The following is a 26,660-nucleotide window of genomic DNA, read 5'->3' as shown; positions in this document are numbered from 1 at the left end:
TGTTGTTAAAGGTCGATAAAAACCATCACTTATAACAATAATATACCAATCCTAGACCATGGTGACAATAATTAGTCTTTTTTCGTTACCCTAATAGTATAGTAACTTTTATTAAAATTAGGCCATGAAACGCATTGTCTTAATCGCTGGTTTTGAATCTTTTAACGCAGGTTTATACCGTCAAGCAGCTCAACTGGCAACTTCCCAATGTCCAGATTTAGATATCCAAGTATTTAGCGATCGCGCCCTTTCCCAACAACCAGAAACGGTCGCTACTGCTCTCGAAAATGCTGATGTATTTTTCGGCAGTCTCCTTTTTGACTACGACCAAGTTTTATGGTTGCGCGAAAGAGTACAACATATTCCTATCCGTCTCGTTTTTGAGTCAGCACTGGAATTGATGGGATTAACACAATTGGGAAAATTTATTATCGGCGACCAACCGAAAGGAATGCCAAAACCAGTCAAATTTATTCTCAGCAAATTTTCCAGTGGCAAAGAGGAAGACAAACTCGCAGGTTATATCAGTTTCCTTAAAACTGGTCCGAAACTATTAAAGTTTGTACCAGTGAAAAAAGTGCAAGACTTGCGTAACTGGTTGATAATTTACGGTTATTGGAATGCAGGTGGTACAGAAAATGTGGCTGCCATGTGTTGGGTGTTGGCAGAAAAATATTTAGATTTAAAAGTTGGGGAAATACCGCCACCAGTGGAAACTCCGAATATGGGTTTGCTACATCCAGACTACCAGGGTTATTTTGAGTCTCCCAAAAAATATCTGGAATGGTATCGCCAACAAAAACAAACTTCTCCGACTCCAGTTGTTGGTATTTTGCTCTACCGCAAACACGTCATTACCAAACAACCATACATTCCTCAACTTATCCGCAAATTTGAAGAAGCAGGTTTGACACCCCTACCTGTATTTATCAACGGAGTCGAAGGTCATGTCGCCGTCAGAGACTGGATGACCAGCGCTTTTGAAAGTCAAAATTCAAAAGGCAAAAGTCAAAAGTTAGATGAAACTCAAAATTCAAAAGTCAAAAGTCATGAAATTCAAAAGTCAAAAGTTGAAAGTCATGAAATTCAAAATTCAAAAGTCAAAAGTCATGAAATTCAAAATTCAAAAGTCAAAAGTCAAAAGTTAGATGAAATTCAAAACTCAAAAGTTGAAAGTCATGAAAGTCAAAATTCAAAAGGCAAAAGTCAAAAGTTAGATGAAAGTCAAAATTCAAAAGTCAAAAGTCATGAAATTCAAAATTCAAAAGTCAAAAGTCATGAAATTCAAAACTCAAAAGTCAAAAGTCATGAAATTCAAAACTCAAAAGTCAAAAGTCAAAAGTTAGATGAAATTCAAAACTCAAAAGTCAAAAATCAAAAGTTAGATTCTGTTAAACCAATACTTTCCTTATCTCCCGAAGCAGTAGAAGTCGATGCAGTCGTTTCAACTATTGGTTTTCCCTTGGTGGGAGGTCCTGCGGGTTCTATGGAAGCAGGGCGACAGGTGGAAGTTTCCCAACGCATCCTCACTGCGAAAAATGTTCCTTATTTTGTGGCAGCACCCCTACTTATTCAAGATATCCATTCTTGGACGCGCCAAGGTGTGGGAGGTTTACAAAGTGTGGTTTTATATGCGCTGCCAGAATTAGATGGAGCGATCGACCCCGTTCCCCTGGGTGGTTTAGTGGGAGAAGATATTTATTTAATTCCCGAAAGAGTGAAACGTCTCACGGGTAGAGTCAAAAATTGGATAAAACTGCGTCAGACACCCCCTGCAGAAAGAAAAATAGCTGTTATTCTCTATGGTTTTCCTCCCGGTTATGGTGCCACAGGTACAGCAGCTTTATTAAACGTGCCGCGATCGCTCCTCAAATTTCTCCACGCTCTGAAAGAGGAAGGTTACAATGTTGGGGAAATTCCAGAAGATGGGGAACAACTTATTCGTCAAATTAAAGAAGCAGACGAAATTTATTCTTCCTCTTCCTCCCTCCATAATTCAGAACCAGTGCGAGCATCTTGCTCGCGTCCTTCATCCTCCGATTTTTCATCCTCGCATCCTTCTCAAGTAAATATCAAAATTCTCGAAAAATGGTTAGGCTATCTATCAACAACTCGCATGGAAAAACAATGGGGAAATCTCACCCGCACAGGCATAAAAACCGATGGTGAAAATTTCCATATTGGCGGAATTAAATTAGGAAATGTTTGGCTAGGAGTACAACCACCCCTCGGAATTTCTGGCGACCCCATGCGCTTAATGTTTGAACGAGATTTAACCCCCCATCCCCAATATGCAGCTTTTTATAAATGGCTACAAAATGAATTTCAAGCTGATGCAGTCGTTCACTTTGGAATGCACGGAACTGTGGAATGGTTACCCGGTTCGCCTTTGGGAAATACTGGCTATTCTTGGTCAGATATTCTGTTAGGAAATATGCCACATCTATATATATATGCTGCTAATAATCCTTCAGAATCTATGTTGGCAAAACGCCGTGGTTATGGAGTTTTAATTTCTCATAATATTCCGCCTTATAGTCGGGCAGGTTTGTATAAAGAATTGGTAAGTTTGCGAGAGTTAATTTCTGAATATCGGGAAGACCCCCAGAAAAATTCGGGGTTGCGGGAATCGATTTTTAAGAAGATTTTTGACACTGGTTTAAACTCAGATTGTCCGTTTAAGTATGGCAAAAAATTAGGGATTGAATTTACGGCGGAAAATGCGCGGATGTTTAGTGCAGATGTGGTTAATCCCTATTTTGTGGAAATTTACGAATATTTGCAGGTTGTAGAACAAAGATTATTTTCTTCTGGTTTGCATACTTTGGGAGAAGTGCCGAATCAGGAGGAATTAAAATCTTATTTGGAAGCTTATTTTGGAGAGCTAGACACGGATTTTGGGCACGGATATACGGATGATGAGGTTAAAGAAAGTGTGGGAAATGTTCGGAATTTGTTGATGCAAAATTCTGATAAATTGACTAATATTTTGCGTGGATTAACCGATAAGCAAGACACGGATTTTGGGCACGGATATACGGATGATGGTGTTAAGAAGGATGCTGCAAATATTCGGGATTTGTTAAGGCAAAATACTGATGAATTGACTAATATTTTGCGTGGATTAACCGATAAGCAAGACACGGATTTTGGGCACGGATATACGGATGATGGTGTTAAGAAGGATGCTGAAAATATTCGGGATTTGTTGATGCAAAATACTGATGAATTGACTAATCTTTTGCGTGGATTAAATGGAGAATATATTCCGGCTGCTCCAGGAGGAGATTTATTGCGAGATGGTCCGGGAGTTTTGCCAACTGGACGCAATATTCATGCTTTAGATCCCTATCGAATGCCTTCTCCTGCTGCTTATGAAAGAGGGCGAGAAATTGCTCGGAAAATTATTACTCAACATCTGGAAGAAAATGATAATTATCCCGAAACTGTGGCAGTAATGTTATGGGGTTTAGATGCTATTAAAACTCGCGGTGAATCAATCGGAATTTTATTAGAATTAGTAGGTGCTGAACCAGTAAAAGAAGGTACGGGTCGTATCGTTCGTTATGAATTAAAAAGTTTAGCTGAAGTCGGTCATCCCCGCATCGATATTTTAGGAAATTTATCGGGAATTTTCCGAGATAGTTTTGTCAATATTATTGAATTATTAGACGATCTATTCCAACGAGCAGCAACTGCAGAGGAACCCGTAGAACAAAATTTTATCCGCAAACACGCTTTAGCATTACAAGCGCAAGGTATAGAAAATGTTTCGGCACGGTTATTTTCCAATCCCGCTGGTGATTTTGGTTCCTTGGTCAATGACCGGGTTGTGGATGGTAACTGGGAGTCAGCAGATGAATTGGGCGATACTTGGCAAGGGCGAAATGTCTTTAGTTACGGTCGTCAGGATAAAGGTCAAGCACGACCAGAAATTTTGCAGGAGTTGTTGAAAGGTTGCGATCGCATCGTGCAGGAAATTGACTCGGTGGAGTATGGTTTGACAGATATTCAGGAATATTATGCTAATACTGGTGGCTTGAAATTGGCAGCAGAGAAACAACGGGGTAAAAAAGTAAGTGCGAGTTTTGTCGAAAGTTTCTCCAAGGATACCACCCCCCGAAAATTGGAAGATTTGTTGCGGATGGAATATCGTACAAAATTATTGAATCCAAAATGGGCAGAAGCAATGGCAAATCAAGGTAGTGGAGGAGCTTACGAAATTTCCCAACGGATGACAGCGTTGATAGGTTGGGGTGGTACCGCTAATTTTGTAGATAGTTGGGTTTATGACGGTGCTGCCGAAACTTATGCTTTGGATGCAGAGATGGCGCAGAAGTTGCGGGAAGCAAACCCGGAAGCGTTTCGGAATATTATTGGGCGGATGTTGGAGGCGAACGGACGCGGTTTTTGGCAAACAGATGACGAGAAGTTGCAGAAATTGAGGGAGTTATATGATGTAGCGGATGAGGAAATTGAAGGTGTGAGTAGTAACAAGTAGGTTGGGTAGAACGGAGTGTTAGCGGAGCTTATCCGCAGTATCAACCCAACATAATAGGTTATAAAATAAGAAGTAGGTTGGGTAGAATGAAATGTTAACGGAGCTTATCCGTAAGATAAACCCAACACAAACCAAGATAATGTTGGGTTTCGTGACCTCAACCCAACCTACAAAACTACAAAACTTTATGGAATATCGTCGGGCAAAAACACCAGGGGCAACTTATTTTTTCACAGTAGTGACATACAACCGCCAGAAAATTTTGTGCGAACCTGAAAATATAGATTTACTACGAAAAGCTTTTCGATATGTTATGCAAAAACATCCATTTAAAATAGATGCTATTGTCATCTTGCCAGACCATATTCATTCTCTTTGGACATTACCTAAAAATGATGCAAATTTTTCGATTCGTTGGCGGTTAATTAAAAGTTATTTTAGTCGTCAATACCATTCTCAATATCAGGGAAAAATTTCAACATCTCGACAATATAAAGGAGAAAAAGCTGTTTGGCAACGCAGGTTTTGGGAGCATCAAATTCAAGGATATTTAGATTTTGCTAATCATATAGAATATATTCATTATAATCCAGTACATCATGGATTAGTAACTGCTCCGAAAAATTGGGAATATTCTAGTTTTCATCGTTATGTAAAAGCGGGAATTTATGACAAAATGTGGGGTTCTTCAGAAAGACTTACTTTTGACAGCAATATTGGTAGAGAATAAATTGTAGGTTGGGTTAAGCGGCAGCGCAACCCAACAAAAACCAAGATAATAAGATAACAAGCAAGTAGGTTAGGTAGAACGGAGTGAAATCCTACAAAAATCAAGATAATAAGATAACAAGTAGGTTGAGTACAAAAAAGTGAAATCCTACAAAAACACATTATGTTGGGTTTATCCTAACGGATAAGCTCCGCTAACGTTCCTCAACCCAACCTACTTCTATGGCTTAGTAATTGAATTTATTGATTCCAACATTGTTATCCAGAAAATTTACAAAATTTTATTTATTTTAATTTTAGGATTATTTTCTCACCTACAATAGCAAACAAACTGTAGTCCAACAAAAACTAATATACAGAAATTAAAAAAGTATCCTGAAGCTGCATTTCACTTCAAGAAGAATAGACTATACATCACAAGATAGTTAAATAAATGAACATAAATTTATACTAGCTTGTCGATCTAATTAACTCTGAGAAAAAAAATCATGCAAGACACTCAAAACAACGAACTATTTTCCGATATTTCCACTGAAGAATCTGCTACTATTAATGGTGGTTGTGGTTGTGATGGTTACGGTCGCGGTCGCTCTGTATATTATGGCTACGGTCGCCCTCGCTACTACAATGATGGATATGGATACAGTCGCTCTGTAAGCTATGGTTACCGTCGTAGTAGCTATGGCTATGGTTATGGTGGATATCGTGGTCGTGGCTGCTACTAAAAGCTATTTCATTAATTGATAATGGATAATTGATAATTGATAATTACCAACCAGAATTATTTAATTATTAATTATTCAGTAATGGTGAAATTATAACTTTAGATTGATATTTAATTAAATGAGGCATCCATAATTTTATGGGTGTTTTTTTCTGATTTACTCCCTAGTCAACAGAAGTAGTTATTTGGGGTGAAATAAATCATCAGTATAGTTATTTTGTAAGCATTTCCTGCGGAATGCTACGCAAACAGCTTTTTAATGAACTATGTGGTTTGATAGACTATTAAGGTTGACTAATGGACTTTTACCCATACTTTTAATTATTTGAAGTCTCTCAATTACTTTTTGCTCCCTTAAAACTAATAAAGCTGATAGCTAATAGCTGACCGCTGAATGCTTACGTTATTTTTAATTTAAAAATTCAAATTATTATGTTAGATATAGTACCAGTACCAATATTACCAAAAGCATCTAGCGATCGCGAAATAAATAATGTTAATAAATATCCGTTAATTCTACAGCAAAGTGAAGAAGATTGTGGGGCAGCTTGTTTGGCTTCTATTGCTAAATATCATGGTCGTAATTTAACAATAAATCGTATTAGAGAAACTATCGGTACTAATCAACAAGGAACTACATTATTAGGTTTAAAACAAGGTGCAGATACTATTGGTTTTAATGCTAGGTCTGTCAAAGCAAATCCAGGAATTTTAGACCAAATTGAAAGTGCCCCTTTACCAGCAATTATCCATTGGCAAGGCTATCATTGGGTGGTTTTGTATGGAAAACAAGGAGATAAATATATCATTGCTGACCCTGCTCTTGGAGTTCGTTTTTTATCAAAAAAAGAATTAGCTGAAGCCTGGGGAGATTGGGTTTGTTTATTAGTAGAACCTGACCCAAAACGTTTTTTTTCTGAAGCTGATGAAAAAGTCAGTAATATTAGCAGATGGCTCAGACGAGTTTGGTATTATCGGCAAATTATTATTCAAGTTTTTCTGTTGAATATTGTCTTGGGTTTGCTTTCTATTGCTTCTCCTTTTTTGGTACAAATTCTCACTGATGATGTGCTAGTTCGGGGCGATTTTCAGTTACTTACCAGTGTGGTAATTGCTGTAATTGTGATGAATGTTTTTAGCAGTTGTTTGGAATTAGTTCAATCTAATATGATTGCTCATTTTGCCCAACGTTTGGAATTAGGGTTGGTGATGGAATTTGGGCGAAAAATTTTGAGTTTGCCATTGAAGTATTATGAGACGCGACGCAGCGGTGAAATTGTTAGTAGATTGACGGATATTAAAGAAATTAATCAGTTGGTTTCTCAAGTAATTGTCAGTTTGCCCAGTCAATTTTTTATTGCTTTGGTTTCTTTGACTGTGATGTGTATTTACAGTTTTTCCCTGAGTATAGTTGCTGTTTTTATGGCGGTAATTATGACTTTATCAACTATTGCTTTATTGCCGATATTGCAGCAAAAAACCAGAAGTTTATTTGCTTTAGAGGCAGAAAATCAGGGTGTTTTAGTAGAGACTTTCAAGGGAGCAATGACTCTGAAAACTACCTCTAGCTCTCCTCAATTTTGGGAGGAATTTCAAGGCAGGTTTGGTAAGTTAGCTAACTTGAGTTTTAGAACTACTCAAATTGGGATTGTGAATGATACTTTTTCGGGTTTAGTTAGTAATATTGCTAATATTTTTCTCTTGTGGTTTGGCAGTAATTTAGTTATCGCCGAACAATTAAGTATTGGTCAGTTATTGGCTTTTATTACTATGAATCAATATGTCTCAACTTTGGTTACTACTTTGGTAGGATTGATGGATGAATTGACCAGAGTTCAGACTGCTACGAAACGACTTTCTGAAGTAATTGATTATCCACCAGAAGTAGATAAAAATTATCAAAAACCCGATGCAAAAATTAGTCCTAAAGCCGATATTATTTGTTCCAATATTAGTTTTCACTACGCTGGTAGAATTGATTTATTAGAAAATTTTTCGGTGAAATTCCCTGGTGGTAAATCTATCGCTTTAATTGGTGAATCTGGTTGTGGTAAAAGTACCTTGGCAAAATTAATTGCTGGTTTGTATCCGGTGCAGTCTGGTAATATTCAGGTTGGGATTTATAATCTGCAAGATTTAGATATAGATTCTTTTAGAAAACAGGTAGTATTAGTTCCTCAAGATGCTCATTTTTGGAGTCGTTCGATTATTGAAAATTTTCAACTAGCAGTGCCTGGAGTAACTTTTGAACAAATCGTTAAAGCTTGTCAAATTTCTGGTGCGGATGAATTTATTAGTCGTTTACCTGATAAATATCAAACAGTTTTAGGAGAATTTGGAGCAAATATTTCTGGCGGACAAAGACAACGTTTGGCAATAGCAAGAGCTATGGTTAATGAGCCTGCTGTATTAATTTTGGATGAATCAACTTCTGGTTTAGATCCTGTGAGTGAGGCGGAAGTTTTGGAGAATTTATTGTTGCATCGACGGGGTAAAACAACAATTTTTATTAGTCATAGACCAAAGGTAATTAGTCGGGCTGAATGGATTGTTTTATTGAATAATGGTAAGTTAGAGTTGCAAGGTTCTACCGCTTCTTTACGGGCAAAACATGGGAATCATTTAGATTTTTTGAATCCTTAAATTATCGAGTGGTAATAAGTTTGCTAATTCTATTTATTTGTTAAGTTTCAGTTGAGTATCTCGAATTTTATTGACTATTGCGTAAGGAGAAATAGTAATTTGATTCATTCTGTGAAGCACTAAAGGTTGATCGAGAGCGATCGCCTCATCCTCAGATCGCCTGATTAATTATAAGTTGGCAAATTTCTTATTCCTGGTGTCAAAATGTTACAGTGGAATTTGAAAATTCATCTGGGAAACATCAGTAAGTTAAATAATTATGGTAACTACTACGTCTTTTACACAGGCTAAAATACTGTGGCGATCTGGTAAATTAGACGATGCTTTTAAAAAATATAAACAGTCAATAGAATTAAATCCAAATTTTGCTTGGAGTTATTACTATCTGGGAGAAATATTAGCCACACAAAAGAAATTGCAAGAGGCAGTTATCCAATATGAAAATGCAATTAAAATCAATCCTCAATCTGCAACTTTTTTGCTTTCTATAATAGGAAAAGTTGAGGAGGCTATAGTGCTGTTAAAAGAGTCAAATTATATTAATATTCATCCTAATTTATATTCTACTTTGGCTAATTTAATTGTTGAAAGTAAGGGTGATTTATCCGAAGCTGAAATTTATTATAAAAAAGCCATTGCTCTTCAGCCATCAATTGAGCAATAATATAATTCATCATCTGGTTGAAATTGTACTTCTACTAAATAGAATGGCTGGTCAGAATTACTATCAGTTGGTAGAAATAATCCATCCAAACGAAATGCTAATTGTTTGACTTCACGGGAAGTAAATTCATAATTGTTGGCTTCCGGTTCAGAAATACCAATTAATTAAAAAAAATCGGCGGAAATATCAGAAATAGTTGATAGGAAATGCTGTCTGTTTTCAGGTTTTTTTTTGTTAGTCTAATTATAAATTAACAGAACTTTAAATTGCTAAAAATTTTCAGTATTTGTGCAAATTAAATAGTTGAATTTTTCCAGTAAATAATCAATGATTATTATGTAGTTTAATTAATCTTAAAAAATAAAAAATTCGTCTTTTGCATAAGTCCTGTAGATAAAAATGTAGGGAGATTCCATGGAATGTCCCTATAACGGCTTGAGAAAAGGATAATATTATACGAGATTTCAAAGAATACAATTTTTCTGTGAACCAAGAATCCTAGTTTCAGGAGAATCTCTATACCTGCATACCTGAACGCCAGATATTATGTCAATGTGTGTCAACTTTTTTCCCAAGTGGTACTATTAAGAAAATATTTCAAAAAAAGACTAGCTACTTTTGGCCTCTTCATCCTCAGTTAATTTTCGGTTACGGCTCTCCTCACTAGGCACTCCTACTTTTACGACGCTAAATTAGTTACAGTAAACAAAAATTTACATTAGTTTCTATTTATGGCCTAATTGTGGTTTAAAACTAGGTAACAATTAAACTACAGGAGGGACATATCCCCTGTAACTATAATATGTAAGGAAAAGTAACCATGTTTGAACGCTTTACAGAACAATCAATCAAAGTGATCATGTTGGCCCAGGAAGAAGCTCGTCGCCTTGGACATAACTTTGTGGGTACAGAGCAAATCCTCCTGGGTTTGATTAGTGAAGGTACAGGTATTGCGGCTAAAGTTCTCAAAGAATATGATGTAAATCTCAAAGATGCTCGGAACGAAGTAGAACAAATAATTGGCCGTGGGTCTGGCTTTACTCCGGCAGAAATTCCTTTTACTCCCAGGGTAAAACGGATGTTGGAAGTATCTTTAGAAGAAGCAAGAAAACTAGACCATAACTATATCGGTACAGAACATTTGCTACTAGCATTGCTGCAAGATTCTGGAGGAGTCGCTGCTAAAGTATTGGACAATTTGGGAATTGATAGAAGCAAAATTCGGACTCAGATAATTCGCTCCCTTGGAGAAGTTGCTGCAGTTTCTCCTGGAAGCTCTAATTCTGGAAATAAGAAAGCTGTAACTCTAGAAGAATTTGGTACAGACCTGACGAAATTAGCAGCAGAGGGTAAAATCGACCCAGTCGTGGGCCGGGAAAAAGAAATTGAACGGATGATTCAAATTTTGGGCCGGAGGACAAAAAATAATCCTGTCCTTCTTGGCGAACCAGGGGTCGGAAAAACAGCGATCGCTGAGGGATTAGCTCAACGTATCGTTAACCAAGATGTTCCGGATCTTCTACAAAATAAACAGGTGGTGAGTCTAAATATCGGTTCCTTAATTGCTGGTACCAGGTTCCGAGGAGAATTTGAGGAACGACTGAAAAAGATTATGGATGAAGTCCGCTCTAATGGCAATATTATCCTAGTAATTGATGAAATTCATACTGTTGTGGGTGCTGGTGCCATAGAAGGTAGTATGGATGCTGCTAATATTCTCAAACCTGCTTTGGCCAGAGGCGAGGTACAATGTATTGGGGCAACTACTCTGGATGAATATCGCAAGCATATTGAACGGGATGCTGCTCTCGAACGTCGTTTCCAACCTGTGAAAGTGGGCGAACCTACTGTGGAGGAAACAATTGAAATTCTTTATGGGGTACGTTCTGCTTACGAACAACACCACAAGTTGATAATTTCTGATGAAGCTTTGACCGCAGCAGCTAAACTATCAGACCAATATATTAGCGATCGCTTCTTACCAGACAAAGCAATTGATTTGATAGACGAAGCAGGGTCTCGTGTTAGAGTCAAAAACTCAATGCTTTCACCACAGTTGAAGGATATGAGGCGAGAAATCTCACAAGTGACAAAGGATAAAGAAGAAGCTATTCGCGCACAAGACTTTGAGCAAGCTAGTCAATTGCGCGACCGCGAACTGGAAATTCAAGCACAAATTGAACAGAGCGATACCGATAGACAAGAGGAAAAAACGAAGGTTACCCCTGTGGTGACAGAAGACGATATTGCTCATATCGTGGCATCTTGGACTGGAGTACCTGTGAGTAAGTTGACAGAATCTGAATCTGAGAAACTACTACACATGGAAGACACTCTGCACCAACGTCTCATTGGTCAAGAAGATGCAGTTAAAGCAGTATCTCGTGCTTTGCGTCGTGCCCGTGTTGGTCTGAAGAACCCCAACCGACCCATTGCTAGTTTTATCTTCTCTGGTCCAACTGGTGTTGGTAAGACCGAACTGACAAAAGCCTTAGCTGCTTATTTCTTCGGTTCTGAGGAAGCAATGATTCGACTAGATATGTCAGAATACATGGAACGTCATACAGTTTCTAAACTAATTGGTTCACCTCCAGGATTTGTTGGTTATGACGAAGGTGGCCAACTTACTGAAGCAGTACGCCGTCGCCCCTACACTGTCATATTGTTTGATGAGATTGAAAAAGCTCATCCAGATGTATTTAATATCTTGTTGCAAGTCTTGGAGGATGGTCGTCTCACTGATGCTAAAGGACGGGTAGTCAGCTTTAAAAATACCTTAATCATTATGACTTCTAATATTGGTTCTAAGGTCATTGAGAAAGGTGGCGGTGGTTTAGGTTTTGAGTTTGCTGAGGATAAAGAAGAAGCTCAATATAACCGTATCCGCAATTTAGTCAATGAGGAACTCAAGCAGTATTTCCGCCCAGAATTTCTCAACCGACTGGATGAAATTATTGTCTTCCGTCAGTTGAATAAGGATGAGGTGAAAGAAATTGCAGAAATTATGCTGCGGGAAGTATTCAGTCGTTTGGGCGAACGAAATATGACTCTGACACTCAGTGACAGCTTTAAAGAGCGCTTGATTAAGGATGGATTCGATCCTAGTTATGGTGCCAGACCACTGCGTCGCGCAATTATGCATTTGTTAGAGGATGCTTTGGCAGAAGCATTATTAGCTGGTCAAATTCAGAATGGTGAAAATGTTTATGTAGATTTAGATGAAAATGGAGAGGTAAAAGTTACATCTGCTGGAGCTGCTAAAGAGCAACTTCCAGAATTTGCTTACAGCAATAATTAATCTCAAGATAAGGTTCCGATCAACGTATAATTTCTGAGAACAAGGAGTTGGGTTAAGCATTAGCATAACCCAACATTTTTATTGACATAATTTTACAGCAGTTTCGGAAATTGATTTACACAATTAGATACTATTTGTCTCAGATTGTCTGAGATTTCAAGGATTTAAAGACTGCTTGAAACTCCTCGTAACTGATTAGATCATCACCACTTGTGTCTGCAGTTTTCATCATATTCTCAATTTGAACATCATTAATATGGGTATCGATACTACGAATATAAGTTTGTAACTCATCTAAACTTATATATCCTGACCTATCTGTATCAATATATTGGAAAACTCTGTAGAGTTGCTCTTCTTCTACAGAAATAATGTGTTCTACGAAACCAAGACTTTCAGCGATCGTCTTCCACAACTGATAGGAGTCAGTGTGTTTAAGAGCATCTGCTTCGTCATCTTTAGTAATGCTATATTCTTGGCGAAGTTCTTGAACTAGGTTGCGATCTTCTGGGGATAAATTCTTCAAAAGGTCTTCTAACACTTCATTGGATGTTTCCTCAGAGAATGCTTTCATCAAGTTAGCAACCCAGTTTCGATCTGGGTGAGTTTTCCCAGAATGTAAGATAATTTCCAGAAGAGTTTCTCGATAGCTCTCCAACCGCAGAGAGTTTTCTCTATTGTGCGGCTTACGAGGATCGAATAGCTCGGGATATTCTTGGCCTAGTTCCACTAAGATGGTATCGTGATCTTTATCAGAAATACCCAGTTCTTGCCGCATTTGCTTGAAGTTTTCCAGAGTATTAGCAGGGTATACATAACCCTCATCAATGGCATCTCGCAGCATCGCTTTATAAGTTTGCAGACGTTTTTCTTGGGAAAAATCAGGCAGAACTTTAGCAAGAACATAGACTTCATCCGCATTAAGATCGTCAATAGATCGTCCATCCAAAAACTTCGCAGTATCTAAATTCAGCTTTTTGAGCTGCTTTTGCAATCGAGTGGCAAGACTTTCCCGTTGATAACGACTTGGAGTGCGCCGCCAAGTTCTATAAAGCCACAAACTACTAGATACCATTATAAAAACCGGGAAAAGACTAGGCAGAGGTGATGGTAACATCTTAACATAACCGCGCGCTGAAAAAATAAAGAAAAAATTAAAAATGAAAAACGTACACAACGTAAACATTTGATGTCGAATGACTCGGGAGTCAGTATGTTTGTGATGGCGCTTATGATAGGCTTTATAAAGATCTTCCAAGGCACAACCAATACCTATAGCACCAAAGATAAATAGACCAATAGTGACGGGTACTGCTAGTAATTTAGGAAAGTCTATAGGCTCACCTAATAAATAATACCCAGGTTTGAGTATATCTGCCAGTTGACTTTCTTCATGAGACCAGACTCCCGATATAAGATAATCCCAGTTCCCAGCATAAAGATAGTAATAAACAAAATACCCAACTGTAAGGCCAATATAGCCATAGTAGAGCCATTGCTGCTTATAGCTCTCGATCTCATCCCAATAGGCAGATTCAGCATCTATATCAATACACTTGGTTGTACAGGCAACACAAGCACTCAATTCTTTACCCTCTTGAGTTACTGTACGACACATAGATTGGGTAACGGGTTTGCGATCGCCTTTGTGAGCCGTACTGTTGAACAGTCCTCTTGGTTGTCCATAAATCTTTTGTACGGGAGCCATTGGGCAAATATACTGACACCAACTCTTACCTCCATAGAGAAAACCAACCGTTAGTGCTGAGATAATGGTAAAGGTTAGAAACAAGCCTAATGCCAAACGATTAGAGTTGACAAACACAATACGAGCACAGACTCCTACATATAAAAGACCAAATTGTAGGCAAAGATGATTCTGAGCTAGCCATGAATTTTTGGCAACTTTGACCAATTCCTTGCGCACTTTCCCTGTTCCACTGACGCGCTTGCGTTTACGTTCCCATCCTAATGCACGAGGAATTTGCGAAATAAAGGAGAGAGGACAAATTCGTCGCCAAAATTCGTGTCCGAACACAAATAAAATCAGCACACCACAGGGCACGATCAGACCCCAAAAAAGAGGAGCTCCCATCGCATAGGGTATCTCTTCAATACATTTTCCTTGTAGTAGGACACAGTTTTCTGGATTGATTTTGAACGGACTTAATACATTGGAAGCTTCTGTTAGCTGAGTGGATATTGGATCGTAGAATAGTGAAAAAATTAGTACACACCAACCCAAGGCAACTGCCATTCGTACTCGATGAATTTTGATTTCAGAAATGTTACTTATCATCGCTAATTTTTTTTTCTCGAGATATTTTTTTGAGTTTTAGCAGTTAACTGAAGAGTACAAAGTTCTTCTAAAAATAGGTAGTCCTGTAGATGTAGTGATATTTATAAGTAAAATCCTTTCACAGTAAGGAGTAAAAATGCACAAATCACTACTTCTACACAACTATAGCAATGAGCGCTGGTATATTTACAAATTGTAGTAGGGGCAAAAGAGCTAGAAGTCTTATATGATTCCTACGGAATGCTTGCGCAAACGGCAATTTATTCCCCCTGTTCCCTGTTCCCTGTTGCCTGTTCCCTGCGCACAGCGCTATACCTAAAAATATTACTTACAGCAGTTTCGGAGTTAGTAGAGATACAAAGTTTTATTACCTTAGTAAATAGAGAAGAGAGATTAGTCTTCAAGTATACCTCACCATCCGCGCAAAGTACTGTAATCTCAAGGCTGAAAGTGTTACTGAAAAAGGCTTGCAGCAAATAAACTTTCTATAATATGGTTTGTCACCTTGAGAGCGCCGAAAGCTTTAGCTAGTAATGATTTTTCCCAGAAGTTTGTACTCTCTAGCACTTAACTATTTTTTATAGATACTACTAAACTCCCATGGAAGTTGTATCCAAATTATCTAAGATCAATATTTAATTGGTTGGAATTGAGCAATCCTACCTTACAGACTAAAGACTACAAAGTTATTCTAAAAATATTACTTACAGGAGTTTCAGAGTTAGTTAGATACAAAGTTTTATTGCCTTAGAAATGAGAATTAAATAAGATCCACAGTTTTTGGCTAGGAGTATGGTACTCAAATGCTTCTGTGCAGGAAATTTGGAAGTTAATAAATCCTCATTCCTTAGTAAATAGGGAAGAGAGATTAGTCTTCAACTGTACTTCACCATCCGCGCAAAGTACTGTAATCTCAAAGCTGAAAGTGTTACTGAAAAAGGCTTGCAGCAAATAAACTCTCTATAATATATAATATGGTTTGTCACCTTGAGAGCGCCGAAAGCTTTAGCTAGTAATAATTTTTCCCAGAAGTTTGTACTGTCTAGCACTTAACTATATTTTTATAGATACTACTAAACTCCCATGGAATTTGTATCCAAATTATCTAATATCGATATTTAATTGGCTGGAATTGAGCAATCATAAGACACTCAAGAATATTAAGCAGAATTATTGCAACGATAAATTAATTCCATCACTTCCGAACGACTCAACTTTTCTTGCCCCATAGTTAAAATATCCAGAGTAGCATGAGCAAGAGTCAGAGGAATTTGGCAAAAATTTCGAGCAGGTCCTGAAGGAAGAGAGTTAGTATAAGAATCAGCTAATAATAGATTACGTTGAGCATAAGCTTGCATATCCTTGGCAACCCAACCGTTAGGAAAAAAATCTACGCCCCTATCTAAATCTTCTGAATGGTTTCGGAGAATATTTACTGCCTGTAGACCACGGCCAAATCCAATTGCCTGAGTACGATTAGTATTAGTATTATCATACCAACTCCATAAATCGGAAAGTAATAAACCTACTGCACCTGCCACACTAAAAGTGTAACGATCCAAATCTGATTCAGTGTGAATTGCCCAATTATTTTCAGCCCAATAAGCCATCCGGTCTGCCATTGCTGCTGTTACATCCCAGATCCTGGGTGCTATTGTATCTGAAGCCAGTATTGCCCATTCTCCTACTCTTTTTGTTACTTCCGGTAGGTTAGTCATATTCAAGTCTAACTTTGCGGAAAAGTTCGGGAAACTTGAATGGTTAACTCCTTCTTGTAAAAGTAAACTAATCTTTCGCAACAATTTTGCCTTCGTGAAGCTATCTAAATCTGGATGATCCTCAATTTCATCAATGGCACGCATACAAAGATAGGCCGATGTAACTGCCTCTTTTAGCCCAGATGGTAATTGACTAATAGGAATATAGAAAGTACGACTTGTTTCTTTTAATATATATAAGGCATCTTTATCTTCAGGTCTGTTCATCTGTTTCACTCCTCACGGCTATTTTTGGTTTATAACAGAAGAAGGAAGTAAGAAGCAAGAAGCAAGAAGGAAAAATCTTGCGTTATCTGAGTTTTAAGCTTTTAATATGTCCTAATCTTTGCTTAGACTGCTATACAGCGCTTTTCAGGTTGATGACCTCACGTCATCAACAAAAACCTGTAGGGGCGAATGGCCATTTGCTGACGCAAATCTCCGCTTTAGCAGAACAATCTTGGGACAATTTTTCCGAATACCTCCTAATTATTCTTATGTTTGCTTCTCCCCCACTCCCCCACTCCCCTACTCAACAAAATGTAGAAAAGTTTTTGAGAAATGGTATTATTTCTGAGGAGTCAGTAAGTCCAGTAGGGTGCGTTAATGAAATGTAACGCACCATCTAGATTTTAATTTTCGGTGTGTTACACTGATGATTTCACATTTGGATAGTTTATCAAAGTTTTGGCAGGAAATCTGAGATTATTTTGCTAGCGAAACTTCCGACTCAGGCGCAACCTGATGGCGCTTCGTTCTGACCTCTGCCACAACCCGTGGGGTCGCACCACTGTTCCCTGCCATAACTTAATTAGGGCTTGCTGATTAACTATAAAAGTATTGAAATATAAAGGTTTCAGCCTTCTTAGATAGAAAAAAGTGCGCCTGTTTTCGGTCAAGAAAGCTCAAAAAACTAGCATTTTGTGCAAGAGTTGGGCAGAAAAATTAAGGGACAATTCTTCCAACTACATCCTCTGTAATTCCCATTTCTCCTGTCTTCCCCTCCTGGGAGGGGTTAGGGGTGGGTTGTCTCCTGTCTCCTGTCTCCTACCCTCACTCATAAGACTTTTGAGCGCAAACCCTAATTACTCATCATTTTTTCTAGAAAAGGAAGTCCAAAGGCAATAACAATACTAACCGCTAAACCAGCAAAAGCTTTTAAAGCGTCACTAAAAATAATCTTACCTACATCCTTCATTTCACGGTTTTGGAAATTGTGAGCTATTGCTATTTCTCTTCCTGCTAAAAGACCGATAAATACCCAAGTTGTACTCATTGGCATTTTGCTCCATTCTTTAAATAATAATAAGATTAATCCATAAATCAAATCTACAATTGTTGCCGAACGAATATCTTGAGTATTAGTTTTACTGGTAACTATATGTTGAATTGCACCACCATTTCTGTAAAAGATAATTGCGTGTAAAATTAACATCACAAACATGGAAAAAAATAGCATTGAAGCATCAAGATTTCGTGGCAAGTATGCAAAGATATTTGCCAAGTCTTGAATTAACCATTGACTCCACAAAAATGCTGTTGATACCCACTGCAAAATCACCCAATAAATTGGTGCTTCTTTGTCTGCTGTACTTAGAAATTTCTCTTCTAAAGCTTTAGTGATGAATTTATAAACAAGTATAGCTGTGACAAAAGCTAACCCATAGCCAAAAAATGATTTAGTCAGCATACTGATGAGATTGCTAGGAGCAAAAACTGTGAGAATGAGAAAAGTGGTACTAACAGGAATTCCCCAATTTGTTAAAAATAGAAGTACAAAAGGAGGAACTATATAAATCCAACTAAAATTTTCAGGAAAAGGAAATTCTGCCAAACGCCCATAAGCTATATCTCCATCATTAGTAATCCAGCCATAGAAAAAAACTACTAACAAAACGGAGCAAATAAACAGCCATAAAACCCACCAAGGGCGCTGAGAATTAGAACTTAAAAATGTGCCAAGGGTTTGTATAGCATCGTTAGCTACAATCGAATATGATGCTAATAGAAATCCAACCCACATAAAAATATATTGACTGTTCATATTTTAGGGAATAGGGAATAGGGAATAGGGAATAGAGAATAGAGAATAGGGAATAGGGAGTAGTAATTTGAGAAACACTACATATATAATAACTACAGTTTAGATGATGAAGATGTTGATTTGGAAAACTATTAGACTTATTGCAAAAGTCAGAGAATAGGAAATAGGGAATAGGGAGAAATAATTGATAATTTTATCGATTTAATGAATGAAGCAAGCATTTTCTTAACTTCTACTACATTTTTAAACAAAGAATTGAAGCACAAGAATAACGAGATTAAATTGTCCACTAAAGATAATAAAGCTGTTTGCGCAGCATTCCGTAGGAATAGCTGATAGCTGACCGCTGTTTGCGCAGCATTCCGGAGGAAATGCTTACGTTAAAGTTAACAATAGATTAAAATTTTTGCAAAATCTTGAGAAGATTATATAATTAAATTATTGTCTATAGAACTCTTTCAATAATTGATAATTGATAATCACCTCTCCCTAAAAGGCAGAGGATTGAATAAAAGGAAAATTTTTTATTGTTTCTCCTTTAAAGGAGAGGCTTTAAACCTTAATTATTCGGTAAAAATAGTAATATATAGTAATATAAAGATTTAGTAATATAAGTAAAGTGTGTTGTATTTAAACTGCTATCTTCGTTATTATCTAGAGAATTAATAAACTAGAAACTTAATAAATAATTAGATTTTTCCGGAGGCTCATATATGGTTTTATTAAAAACTATTTGGCACAATGCTCTAACAGTTACAGTTGCAGCAGTTACTCTTTCACTTGGCACTGTTGGTGAAGTCATCGCCCAAACTATTGAAGGTGCAGGAGCATCATTCCCCGCTCCTTTGTATGAGCGTTACTTTCAAAAATTAAAAGAAGATACAGGAATTACAGTAAATTACAATTCTGTGGGTAGTGGCAAAGGTATTGAGAGTTTTATTGCAGATACTGTTGACTTTGCAGGTACAGATGCACCACCAGTTGCAGCAGAAATAGAACAAATGCCAAAAGGAGTAGTTATGGTACCTACCGCAGGAGGTGCTGTAGCAGTAGTTTATAATTTGCCAGGAGTTACTGAACTAAAACTATCTCAGTTGGTATTGCCAGATATCTTTGCAGGTAAAATTACTAAATGGAACGATCGCCGTATTGCTCAGGACAACCCAGGAATTGACTTACCTGACTTACCTATTCAAACTGTAGTAAGAGCGGATGGTAGTGGTACAACCTTTATTTTCTCCAGGCATCTGAGTGCTGCAAGTCCAACATTTAGTCGAGAAGTGGGTGCATCCAGAAAACCTGATTGGCCAAAAAATCCCCTCAAAGGTGAAAAAAATGATGGTGTAGCTGCTTTAGTAAAAGAAACTGAAGGGGCGATCGGTTATGTACAGGACACTTTTGCTCGTCAAAACAACCTGTCAACAGCAATGCTGGAGAACCTACAGGGTCGGTTTGTCGAACCTACTCTCGAAGAGGCGAATATTGCATTATCCGGACTGAGATTTTATCAAGACTTTACCCCTGCTAACGAAGCTAACCCTGATGATGGATACCCCATAGTTGGAGTGACCTGGTTATTAGTTAAGGAAAATTATGAGACTTCAGGTCAAGCAACTGCAGTTAAGAAAATGGTCAATTGGGTTTTACAGGAAGGTCAAAACTTGAACAATACTCTTGAGTATACTCGTGTTCCAGAAGCTATAGGTGCAAAAATACTTGAGAAAGTTGAAACTCAAGTAGCAAATCAATAATCAGACTTGAGCTATAGCAATTCCCAAAAAGAGTGAGGTACAAAATTCGTTTTTTTTAGGGAACAGGGAATAGGGAATAGAATAGAAATCAAAGATAGGTGTGCCTCATTAGGAATCTCCGATAATAAAAAATTAGCGTTGGTAAAGCGCGTGTATGATATTAATCGCGCATTACTTAGGAGTCAACCCACCCCTCGCCCCTCCCCCTCCCAGTAGGGGAACAGGAGTCAGGAGTCAGGAGAGAAGAAAGAGGAATAGAAGGAGAAAGTTTTTTGGTCGCGTAAAGGTCATGGACTTCTATCGCGCTCTGATCCGGACATGATATCATGCCTCAAATTACCAACGCCAAAAATAAAATCAACTATCGCACAGAAATTATCAATTCTTTCCCCCTACTCCCTCTTTTCCGGAGATATCTATTGAACAGCACAAAAAAGTAGCGATCGCCCATCAAAACACCCTATTTAATAGACATCTGGTGATCATAAAAAATCAAATTAATTATCGCACAGAAATTATCAATTCTTTCCCCTTACTCCCTAATCCCTACTCCCTACTCCCTCTCTTCCAAAGTACTAAAGTGAATCTCTCTGGTAAACTGAAAAACTGAACTAAATTAAGGGGAACTATTTTAAAATGATAGAATCACTAAATGTACTAGGTGAAAAGCTAGAAGTTTGCTGTACTTCTCCCATGACTGGATTTTATCGGGATGGGTTTTGTCAGACTGGACCATCAGATTTTGGTTCCCACGTTATTTGTGCAGCAGTGACAGCAGAATTTTTGGAATTTACTAAGCGTCGTGGTAATGATTTGAGTACACCTAGACCAGAATATTCTTTTCCTGGTTTAAAACCGGGCGATCGCTGGTGTTTGTGTGCGTCTCGTTGGAAAGAAGCTCTAGATTCTGGAGTTGCACCACCAGTAGTTTTGTCAGGAACTCATCAAAAAGCATTAGAAGTAGTACCTTTGGAGGTTTTGCAGGAACACGCACTTATTTAGGTGGTAGGTCTGAGTTATAGCAGTCGAAGGAAAGGTTAGGACAGGTCAAAAGCTTAAAACTCAGACAAAGTAAGATTTTTCCTTATTCCCTCTTTCCTCTTCCTTCTTCCTTCTTCCCTCTTCCTTCTGCTACTACAAAACCACACCTAATGCAGTTTCTTGAGATTGACTTTCCAACATCAAACCATACTCTAAACCTTCAACAACCGCCTGATAAGAAGCATCCAAAATATTAAAAGAAACCCCAAGAGTCGTCCACCGTTGCTGACCATTACTAGACTCAATTAACACCCTAGTTTTAGCAGAAGTACCAGCTCTACCATCCAAAATTCTCACCTTATAGTCAGTCAAATAAAAATTAGCGATCGCTGGATAAAAATTTTCTAAAGCCTTCCGCAAAGCAGCATCCAAAGCTGAAACTGGACCATTTCCTTCAGCAGCTTCCAAAATATCCTGACCATTAACAGTAACTTTCACTGTCGCCAGAGAATTACTAAATTTTTCACCATCCTTATCCAAGTGTACTTGAAAACCCTTAATTTCAAAGAAATGCTGTCTTTGCTTCAAAGCTTTTCGCATCAATAACTCAAAACTAGCTTCTGCTCCCTCAAACTGATATCCCTTATTTTCTAACTCTTTTAACTTATCCAGAATTTGCCGACAAGCAGGGTTTTGACGATCCAGCTCGATACCAAAACTTTTTGCCTTTGCCAACACATTACTCAAACCTGCTTGGTCAGAAATCACAATGCGACGACTATTCCCTATCTGTTGCGGTTGAATATGTTCATAAGTTAGAGGGTTGCGCTCCACTGCCGACACATGAATACCACCCTTATGAGCAAAAGCAGACAAACCCACAAACGGCGCGTGGTCATCAGGAGCAAGATTCACAACTTCACTAATAAAGCGACTGGTCTGAGTCAATTTTTCCAGTTGTTGTGGTTGAATGCAATCATAACCCAGCTTAATTTGTAAATTAGGAATCAAAGTACAAAGGTTAGCATTACCGCAACGTTCCCCATAACCATTGATAGTTCCTTGCACCATCCCCGCTCCTTCTCTGACAGCAGATAAAGCATTAGCAACAGCAGTACCTGAATCATTATGAGTGTGAATGCCTAATTTTGCAGTGGGCAAAGCATGGGAAACATCTGCTACTATCTGAGTAATTTCGTGGGGAAGAGTACCACCATTGGTATCACAGAGAACTAACCATTCCGCACCAGCATTAGTTGCAGCAGCTAAGGTTTGCAAAGCATAGTCAGGATTATTTTTGTAACCATCAAACCAATGTTCCGCATCATAGATGACCTGACGACCTTGACTACGGAGATAAGAAATCGTATCTGCAATCATTGCCAAATTCTCTTCCAGAGTAGTTTTTAGCCCCTCAACAACGTGCAAATCCCAAGATTTGCCAAAAATTGTCACCCACCGCGTACCAGCAGATAAAATGGGTTGTAGAGTGGTATCAGAAGCTGCTTGTTTTCCGGGACGACGAGTGGAACAAAATGCGACTACTTCTGCTTGAGTAAGAGGTTGTTCTTTTAGTTGCCAGAAAAATTGTACGTCTTTAGGATTCGCACCTGGCCAACCTCCTTCAATAAAAGGAATCCCCAAGCTGTCGAGTTGGTGGGCGATGCGTAGTTTGTCTTCTAGGGATAAGGATAGTCCTTCTCGTTGGGCACCATCGCGTAGGGTTGTATCGTAAATCCAGAGTTTTTTCATTATTAATAGGGGTGTTAGAAATTCAGAGAATTTTTCAATTTAACAGGATTTGCGCTAGAGAGGGCGAATGCCATTCGCCTCTACATACGGACACTAAATCCAGTGAGGGCGAATACCATTCGCCCCTACATATACGGTTTTCAAGGTGAATTTGCGTAACTCCTGTTTAATTTAAACTTTATAATTAATCCTACTTTTTTAGTGATTTTTTACTTTATCTTTTAATTTTTTTTAACTTTTAACTGTTAATATAGTAATATAGATAAAATAATTTATTATGGTTAAGATTCAGGCTCAAGGTAAAACTATAACTTGCGATCGTGGTGCAAATTTGCGTCAGGTTTTACTAAAAAATGGTGTTGATGTCTATAATGGCAATGCTTCAATTATTAACTGTCGTAGTATTGGTACTTGTGGCACTTGTGCAGTGGAAATAGAAGGAGAAGTTTCTCCACTTCAATGGCGAGAAAAAGCTAGACTTTCTATGCCTCCTCATTCCCCTAATTCTAGTAAACGTTTGTCTTGTCAAGTGCAAGTTTTAGGAGATATAAAAGTAACTAAATATAATGGTTTTTGGGGGCAAGGTTCCGAAATTGTTTGGACTTATGAAGGATAAAATATACCTTGAAAAAAATTACTAAAAATATCTGCCAAAAACGGACATATTAGGGATAAAAGTTTCAGACTTTCGAGCTATTTTTTGATTTTTTACAAATGATTTGGGATTATTCTCTGATAATAAAAACATAGAAAAAATATTATTTATAGCAACCGCTAGGTTAATGTTTGTTGAAGAAGGAGACAGGAGACAGCTATACTGGAGACAGGAGGAAAATTACATGGGGATAGTCAACGACCTGCCGCTCCGCGTCTACGCTCCCCCAAGTAATTTTGAACACCGTGTAGACGGTGGGGTATTAAACCCACAAAGAAAATGGGCATTGCTGAATTAAGGTATGAAAGTAGGTTTATAGGGAACACTTAACTGGGAACAGGGAACAGGGAACAGTTAATATTAACAAGTAGTTCAAACCATCCAAAATAAAAAATCCCAAATACAAAATTATCAAATCATACCCACCAGTCAGCAATGCCAGAAAATGATAATTAGTGCGAGCATCTTGCTCGCGTCTTAACGAAGTCAGAAGTCAGAACTCAGAAGTCAGAAGTTATTTTTGTAACGGTGATTTGAGCAAGGTTCAAAAAATATTTCTCCTTAAAATGCGGAGTTTTAGACCCATATTATTTTGATAAATCATCATAATTATCCGATGTTTTGACTATAGTGGCGACTGTTATACAGTAGTTTCCGAAGTTATAAGGTACAGGACTAGCGGGCAAGATGCCCGCACTACAAGAATTTTACGATTCAGACCAGTGCATTATTAGTCAGAAATATGCTGTATATTTGAATAAAACCAAAGAAAAGAACTAAAAAAGTGTTGCCAATAATCATCCATTCCTCTTTCTTCTTCTTTCTTTTCTCCTGACTCCTGACTCCTGACTCCTGACTCCTAAGTAATTAAGTTTAATATCATACACTAATTCAGTAACACCTAGAAAATGAATCAATCAAGCAATATCCTAATTATTGGTGGCGGTATTATTGGTCTATCAATAGCAATAGAGCTAACATTACGAGGAGCAAAAGTAACAGTTATTAGCCGTGATTTTCAGCAAACAGCGACAAATGCTGCTGCTGGAATGTTAGCTCCTCAAGCAGAAGCTATTCCCCCTGGTAAAATGTTAGATTTATGTTTAAAAAGTCGGGCATTATATCCAGAATGGGTAAAAAAAATAGAATCAATTAGTGGTATAAAAACTGGCTATTGGCCTTGTGGAATTTTAGCCCCAGTTTATGCAGAAAAAGACAGGGAAAATTATACTTTTCAAAACCTAAATTATCAATGGTTAAATCAAGCTGAAATCCATCAATATCAACCAGGATTAGGTCTAGAGGTAATTGGGGGTTGGTCTTACCCTGAAGATGGGCAAGTAGATAATCGTTATTTGTACAAGTCAACTATTGCAGCAGCTAAAGAGTTAAAAATTGATATTCTTGAAGGAATTGTTATAGAAATAATTCGTCAAAAAGGTAAAATTCAAAGCATCAAAACATCAATAGGTGAATTACAAGCGGAACATTATGTATTAGCTACAGGTGCATGGTCTCAGGAGTTATTACCAATTCCTGTATTTCCTAGAAAGGGGCAAATGTTGTCGTTAAAAATTCCCTCAGATATAGCTAGAGAAAATCTACCTTTACAGCGAGTTTTATTTGGCACAGAAAGTTATATTGTGCCACGCCAAGATGGAAGAATAGTTATAGGTGCAACAAATGAAAATGTCGGATTTTCAGAGGGAAATACAGCAGCAGGAATTCAAGAATTATTAGGAAATGCTATTCGGTTATATCCGATTTTAAAAAATTACAAAATATTAGAATTGTGGTGGGGTTTTCGTCCTGATACTCCAGATGAAATGCCAATATTAGGAACAAGTAATTATGAGAATTTGACCATTGCTACTGGGCATTATCGGAATGGAATTTTATTAACACCTGTAACAGCGCTATTAATAGCTGATTTGATTTGGAATAATAAATCCGATCGATTATTAGATGCTTTTAATTATTCTAGGTTTGCTGAAGTTAGTAGTAAATTTTGAATTGATAGTAATGGTTGAATCAGAATATTGGTCTTGTATTGAAGAAAAAAGAAGTTGGAAAAAGTGGGCTTTCCTACTAAAAGAAGTAGCTCTGTGTCTACAAACACTAACCAATTGTAGACAGTACGAATGACGGTGAGTTTTCAGCACTTGAAGAAGGAATAAAGAAGGAAGAAAAGGTCGATGGGGATAGTCTTCGACCTGCCACTTCGTGTCTTATAACCCTAACCAATTGCCAAAACCTTGTAGACGGCGGGGTATTAAACCCAAAATCAAAAGATAAAGAAAAAGATAATATACAAAATTTTTATTGGTTTTCCTGAATATACGATCTAAAAATTACCAATAATTAAATTTTAAAGCCTCTATTTCACTAGGCTAAGGACTGTTGTAATACCAGTTTGATAAATATTTGCTACAAATAGCTAGGCTATTTTTTAGGAGTCAGGAGTTAGGAGTCGTATGGGAATGACTTCGATATAATTTTTCAGGTCAAAACTTATCTTTTTAGTCAAAAATACATCTCCAAAAAAGTATTTTAATTAGGGTTTGCTGAAAAAGTATTTTAGTAGGGGTAGGAGACAGGAGACAGCTATACTGGAGACAGGAGAAATGGATCGGGAGCGAGGAAGTAGGAGCGGGCGTTTTGTAAGAATGATTTTTCGGCCCAACTATGCGCCTAAAATACGCTCCATGCATGAGCGTGAAGAGCTGAAACAGGCGCAGTTTTTTCGTTCCCAAAAAGGCACTTGTCTTTATATGTCAATGCTTTTATATTTAATCAGCAAGCCCTAATTACTCAAATTATGCGTAACATTCTTTTTTGAAAATAGTATAATACAAGGATAAA

Annotated in this window: 18 protein-coding genes and 1 pseudogene; 14 read left to right on the top strand and 5 right to left on the bottom strand. The window is 37.6% G+C overall.

Annotated elements, in window-relative coordinates; translation table 11 throughout:
* The first annotated feature begins 124 nt into the window (after positions 1 to 124).
* From bchH to F6K18_RS11290, 5 genes are all read left to right on the top strand, one after another.
* Positions 125 to 4,501: a magnesium chelatase subunit H gene (gene bchH / locus F6K18_RS11310; RefSeq protein ID WP_287520885.1), complete on the top strand. Its 4,377-nt coding sequence runs from the start codon at positions 125 to 127 to the stop codon at positions 4,499 to 4,501.
* A 91-nt stretch (positions 4,502 to 4,592) separates the two neighbouring features.
* Positions 4,593 to 5,231 carry a transposase gene (locus tag F6K18_RS11305; RefSeq protein WP_338043236.1) on the top strand — a complete coding sequence of 213 codons (639 nt, stop codon included), beginning with the start codon at positions 4,593 to 4,595 and terminating at the stop codon, positions 5,229 to 5,231.
* A gap of 487 nt (positions 5,232 to 5,718) precedes the next feature.
* Entirely contained in the window at positions 5,719 to 5,955 is a 237-nt protein-coding gene (locus F6K18_RS11300) for a hypothetical protein (RefSeq protein WP_124146625.1), read from the top strand.
* A 431-nt stretch (positions 5,956 to 6,386) separates the two neighbouring features.
* Positions 6,387 to 8,597, top strand: a complete 2,211-nt coding sequence (locus tag F6K18_RS11295) for a peptidase domain-containing ABC transporter (RefSeq protein WP_287520884.1) — start codon at positions 6,387 to 6,389, stop codon at positions 8,595 to 8,597.
* A 259-nt stretch (positions 8,598 to 8,856) separates the two neighbouring features.
* On the top strand, positions 8,857 to 9,261 hold the full coding sequence (locus tag F6K18_RS11290) for a tetratricopeptide repeat protein (RefSeq protein ID WP_353735056.1): 405 nt from the start codon (positions 8,857 to 8,859) through the stop codon (positions 9,259 to 9,261).
* Here F6K18_RS11290 and F6K18_RS11285 read toward each other — a convergent pair.
* A pseudogene (locus F6K18_RS11285) lies at positions 9,258 to 9,484 on the bottom strand (DUF2887 domain-containing protein); the annotation flags it as partial. The gene F6K18_RS11290 and the pseudogene F6K18_RS11285 sit on opposite strands and share 4 nt — an antisense overlap.
* Before the next feature lie 597 nt (positions 9,485 to 10,081).
* On the opposite strand from F6K18_RS11285, the gene F6K18_RS11280 reads away from it, so the two are divergent.
* Positions 10,082 to 12,559, top strand: a complete 2,478-nt coding sequence (locus F6K18_RS11280; RefSeq protein ID WP_287520883.1) for an ATP-dependent Clp protease ATP-binding subunit — start codon at positions 10,082 to 10,084, stop codon at positions 12,557 to 12,559.
* A gap of 139 nt (positions 12,560 to 12,698) precedes the next feature.
* Here the strand turns inward: F6K18_RS11280 and F6K18_RS11275 are convergent, their stop codons facing one another.
* Together F6K18_RS11275 and F6K18_RS11270 are read right to left on the bottom strand one after the other, a co-directional pair.
* Positions 12,699 to 14,858, bottom strand: a complete 2,160-nt coding sequence (locus F6K18_RS11275; RefSeq protein WP_287520882.1) for an EF-hand domain-containing protein — start codon at positions 14,856 to 14,858, stop codon at positions 12,699 to 12,701.
* A gap of 1,160 nt (positions 14,859 to 16,018) precedes the next feature.
* Positions 16,019 to 16,843 carry a phytoene/squalene synthase family protein gene (locus F6K18_RS11270; RefSeq protein ID WP_287520880.1) on the bottom strand — a complete coding sequence of 275 codons (825 nt, stop codon included), beginning with the start codon at positions 16,841 to 16,843 and terminating at the stop codon, positions 16,019 to 16,021.
* A gap of 152 nt (positions 16,844 to 16,995) precedes the next feature.
* Between F6K18_RS11270 and F6K18_RS11265 the strand changes: the two genes are divergently transcribed.
* On the top strand, positions 16,996 to 17,232 hold the full coding sequence (locus F6K18_RS11265) for a hypothetical protein (RefSeq protein WP_287520879.1): 237 nt from the start codon (positions 16,996 to 16,998) through the stop codon (positions 17,230 to 17,232).
* A gap of 464 nt (positions 17,233 to 17,696) precedes the next feature.
* Here the strand turns inward: F6K18_RS11265 and F6K18_RS11260 are convergent, their stop codons facing one another.
* Positions 17,697 to 18,638, bottom strand: a complete 942-nt coding sequence (locus F6K18_RS11260) for a hypothetical protein (protein ID WP_287520877.1) — start codon at positions 18,636 to 18,638, stop codon at positions 17,697 to 17,699.
* 734 nt (positions 18,639 to 19,372) lie between these two features.
* On the opposite strand from F6K18_RS11260, the gene pstS reads away from it, so the two are divergent.
* The 3 genes from pstS (at position 19,373) to F6K18_RS11245 (ending at position 21,412) form a co-directional block, all read left to right on the top strand.
* Entirely contained in the window at positions 19,373 to 20,410 is a 1,038-nt protein-coding gene (gene pstS / locus F6K18_RS11255; RefSeq protein WP_287520875.1) for a phosphate ABC transporter substrate-binding protein PstS, read from the top strand.
* Between the two features lie 154 nt (positions 20,411 to 20,564).
* The gene (locus F6K18_RS11250) at positions 20,565 to 20,732 is read left to right on the top strand and encodes a hypothetical protein (RefSeq protein ID WP_287520873.1); all 168 of its coding nucleotides are present in this window, start codon (positions 20,565 to 20,567) and stop codon (positions 20,730 to 20,732) included.
* Positions 20,733 to 21,046: 314 nt separating this feature from the next.
* On the top strand, positions 21,047 to 21,412 hold the full coding sequence (locus F6K18_RS11245) for a DUF2237 family protein (protein WP_124146633.1): 366 nt from the start codon (positions 21,047 to 21,049) through the stop codon (positions 21,410 to 21,412).
* Between the two features lie 132 nt (positions 21,413 to 21,544).
* Here F6K18_RS11245 and cimA read toward each other — a convergent pair whose 3' ends face one another.
* Positions 21,545 to 23,143 (bottom strand): citramalate synthase, encoded by a 1,599-nt coding sequence (gene cimA / locus F6K18_RS11240; protein WP_287520871.1) that lies wholly within the window; start codon positions 23,141 to 23,143, stop codon positions 21,545 to 21,547.
* A gap of 277 nt (positions 23,144 to 23,420) precedes the next feature.
* Between cimA and F6K18_RS11235 the strand changes: the two genes are divergently transcribed.
* The 4 genes from F6K18_RS11235 to F6K18_RS11220 all read left to right on the top strand — a co-directional run bounded on the left by F6K18_RS11235 (position 23,421) and on the right by F6K18_RS11220 (position 26,605).
* Positions 23,421 to 23,759 (top strand): 2Fe-2S iron-sulfur cluster-binding protein, encoded by a 339-nt coding sequence (locus tag F6K18_RS11235; RefSeq protein WP_287520870.1) that lies wholly within the window; start codon positions 23,421 to 23,423, stop codon positions 23,757 to 23,759.
* 103 nt (positions 23,760 to 23,862) lie between these two features.
* Positions 23,863 to 24,096, top strand: coding sequence for a hypothetical protein (locus tag F6K18_RS11230; protein WP_287520868.1), 234 nt, complete (start codon positions 23,863 to 23,865; stop codon positions 24,094 to 24,096).
* A 610-nt stretch (positions 24,097 to 24,706) separates the two neighbouring features.
* Positions 24,707 to 25,810: a glycine oxidase ThiO gene (gene thiO, locus F6K18_RS11225; protein WP_287520866.1), complete on the top strand. Its 1,104-nt coding sequence runs from the start codon at positions 24,707 to 24,709 to the stop codon at positions 25,808 to 25,810.
* A 549-nt stretch (positions 25,811 to 26,359) separates the two neighbouring features.
* Positions 26,360 to 26,605 (top strand): hypothetical protein, encoded by a 246-nt coding sequence (locus F6K18_RS11220; RefSeq protein WP_287520864.1) that lies wholly within the window; start codon positions 26,360 to 26,362, stop codon positions 26,603 to 26,605.
* Positions 26,606 to 26,660 lie beyond the last annotated feature (55 nt).

This window comes from Okeania sp. SIO2C2, from assembly GCF_010692625.1.
GTDB lineage: Bacteria > Cyanobacteriota > Cyanobacteriia > Cyanobacteriales > Microcoleaceae > Okeania > Okeania hirsuta.
The sequence above is the reverse complement of the archived record's forward strand: the minus strand, read 5'-3'. Positions and strand labels throughout refer to the sequence as shown.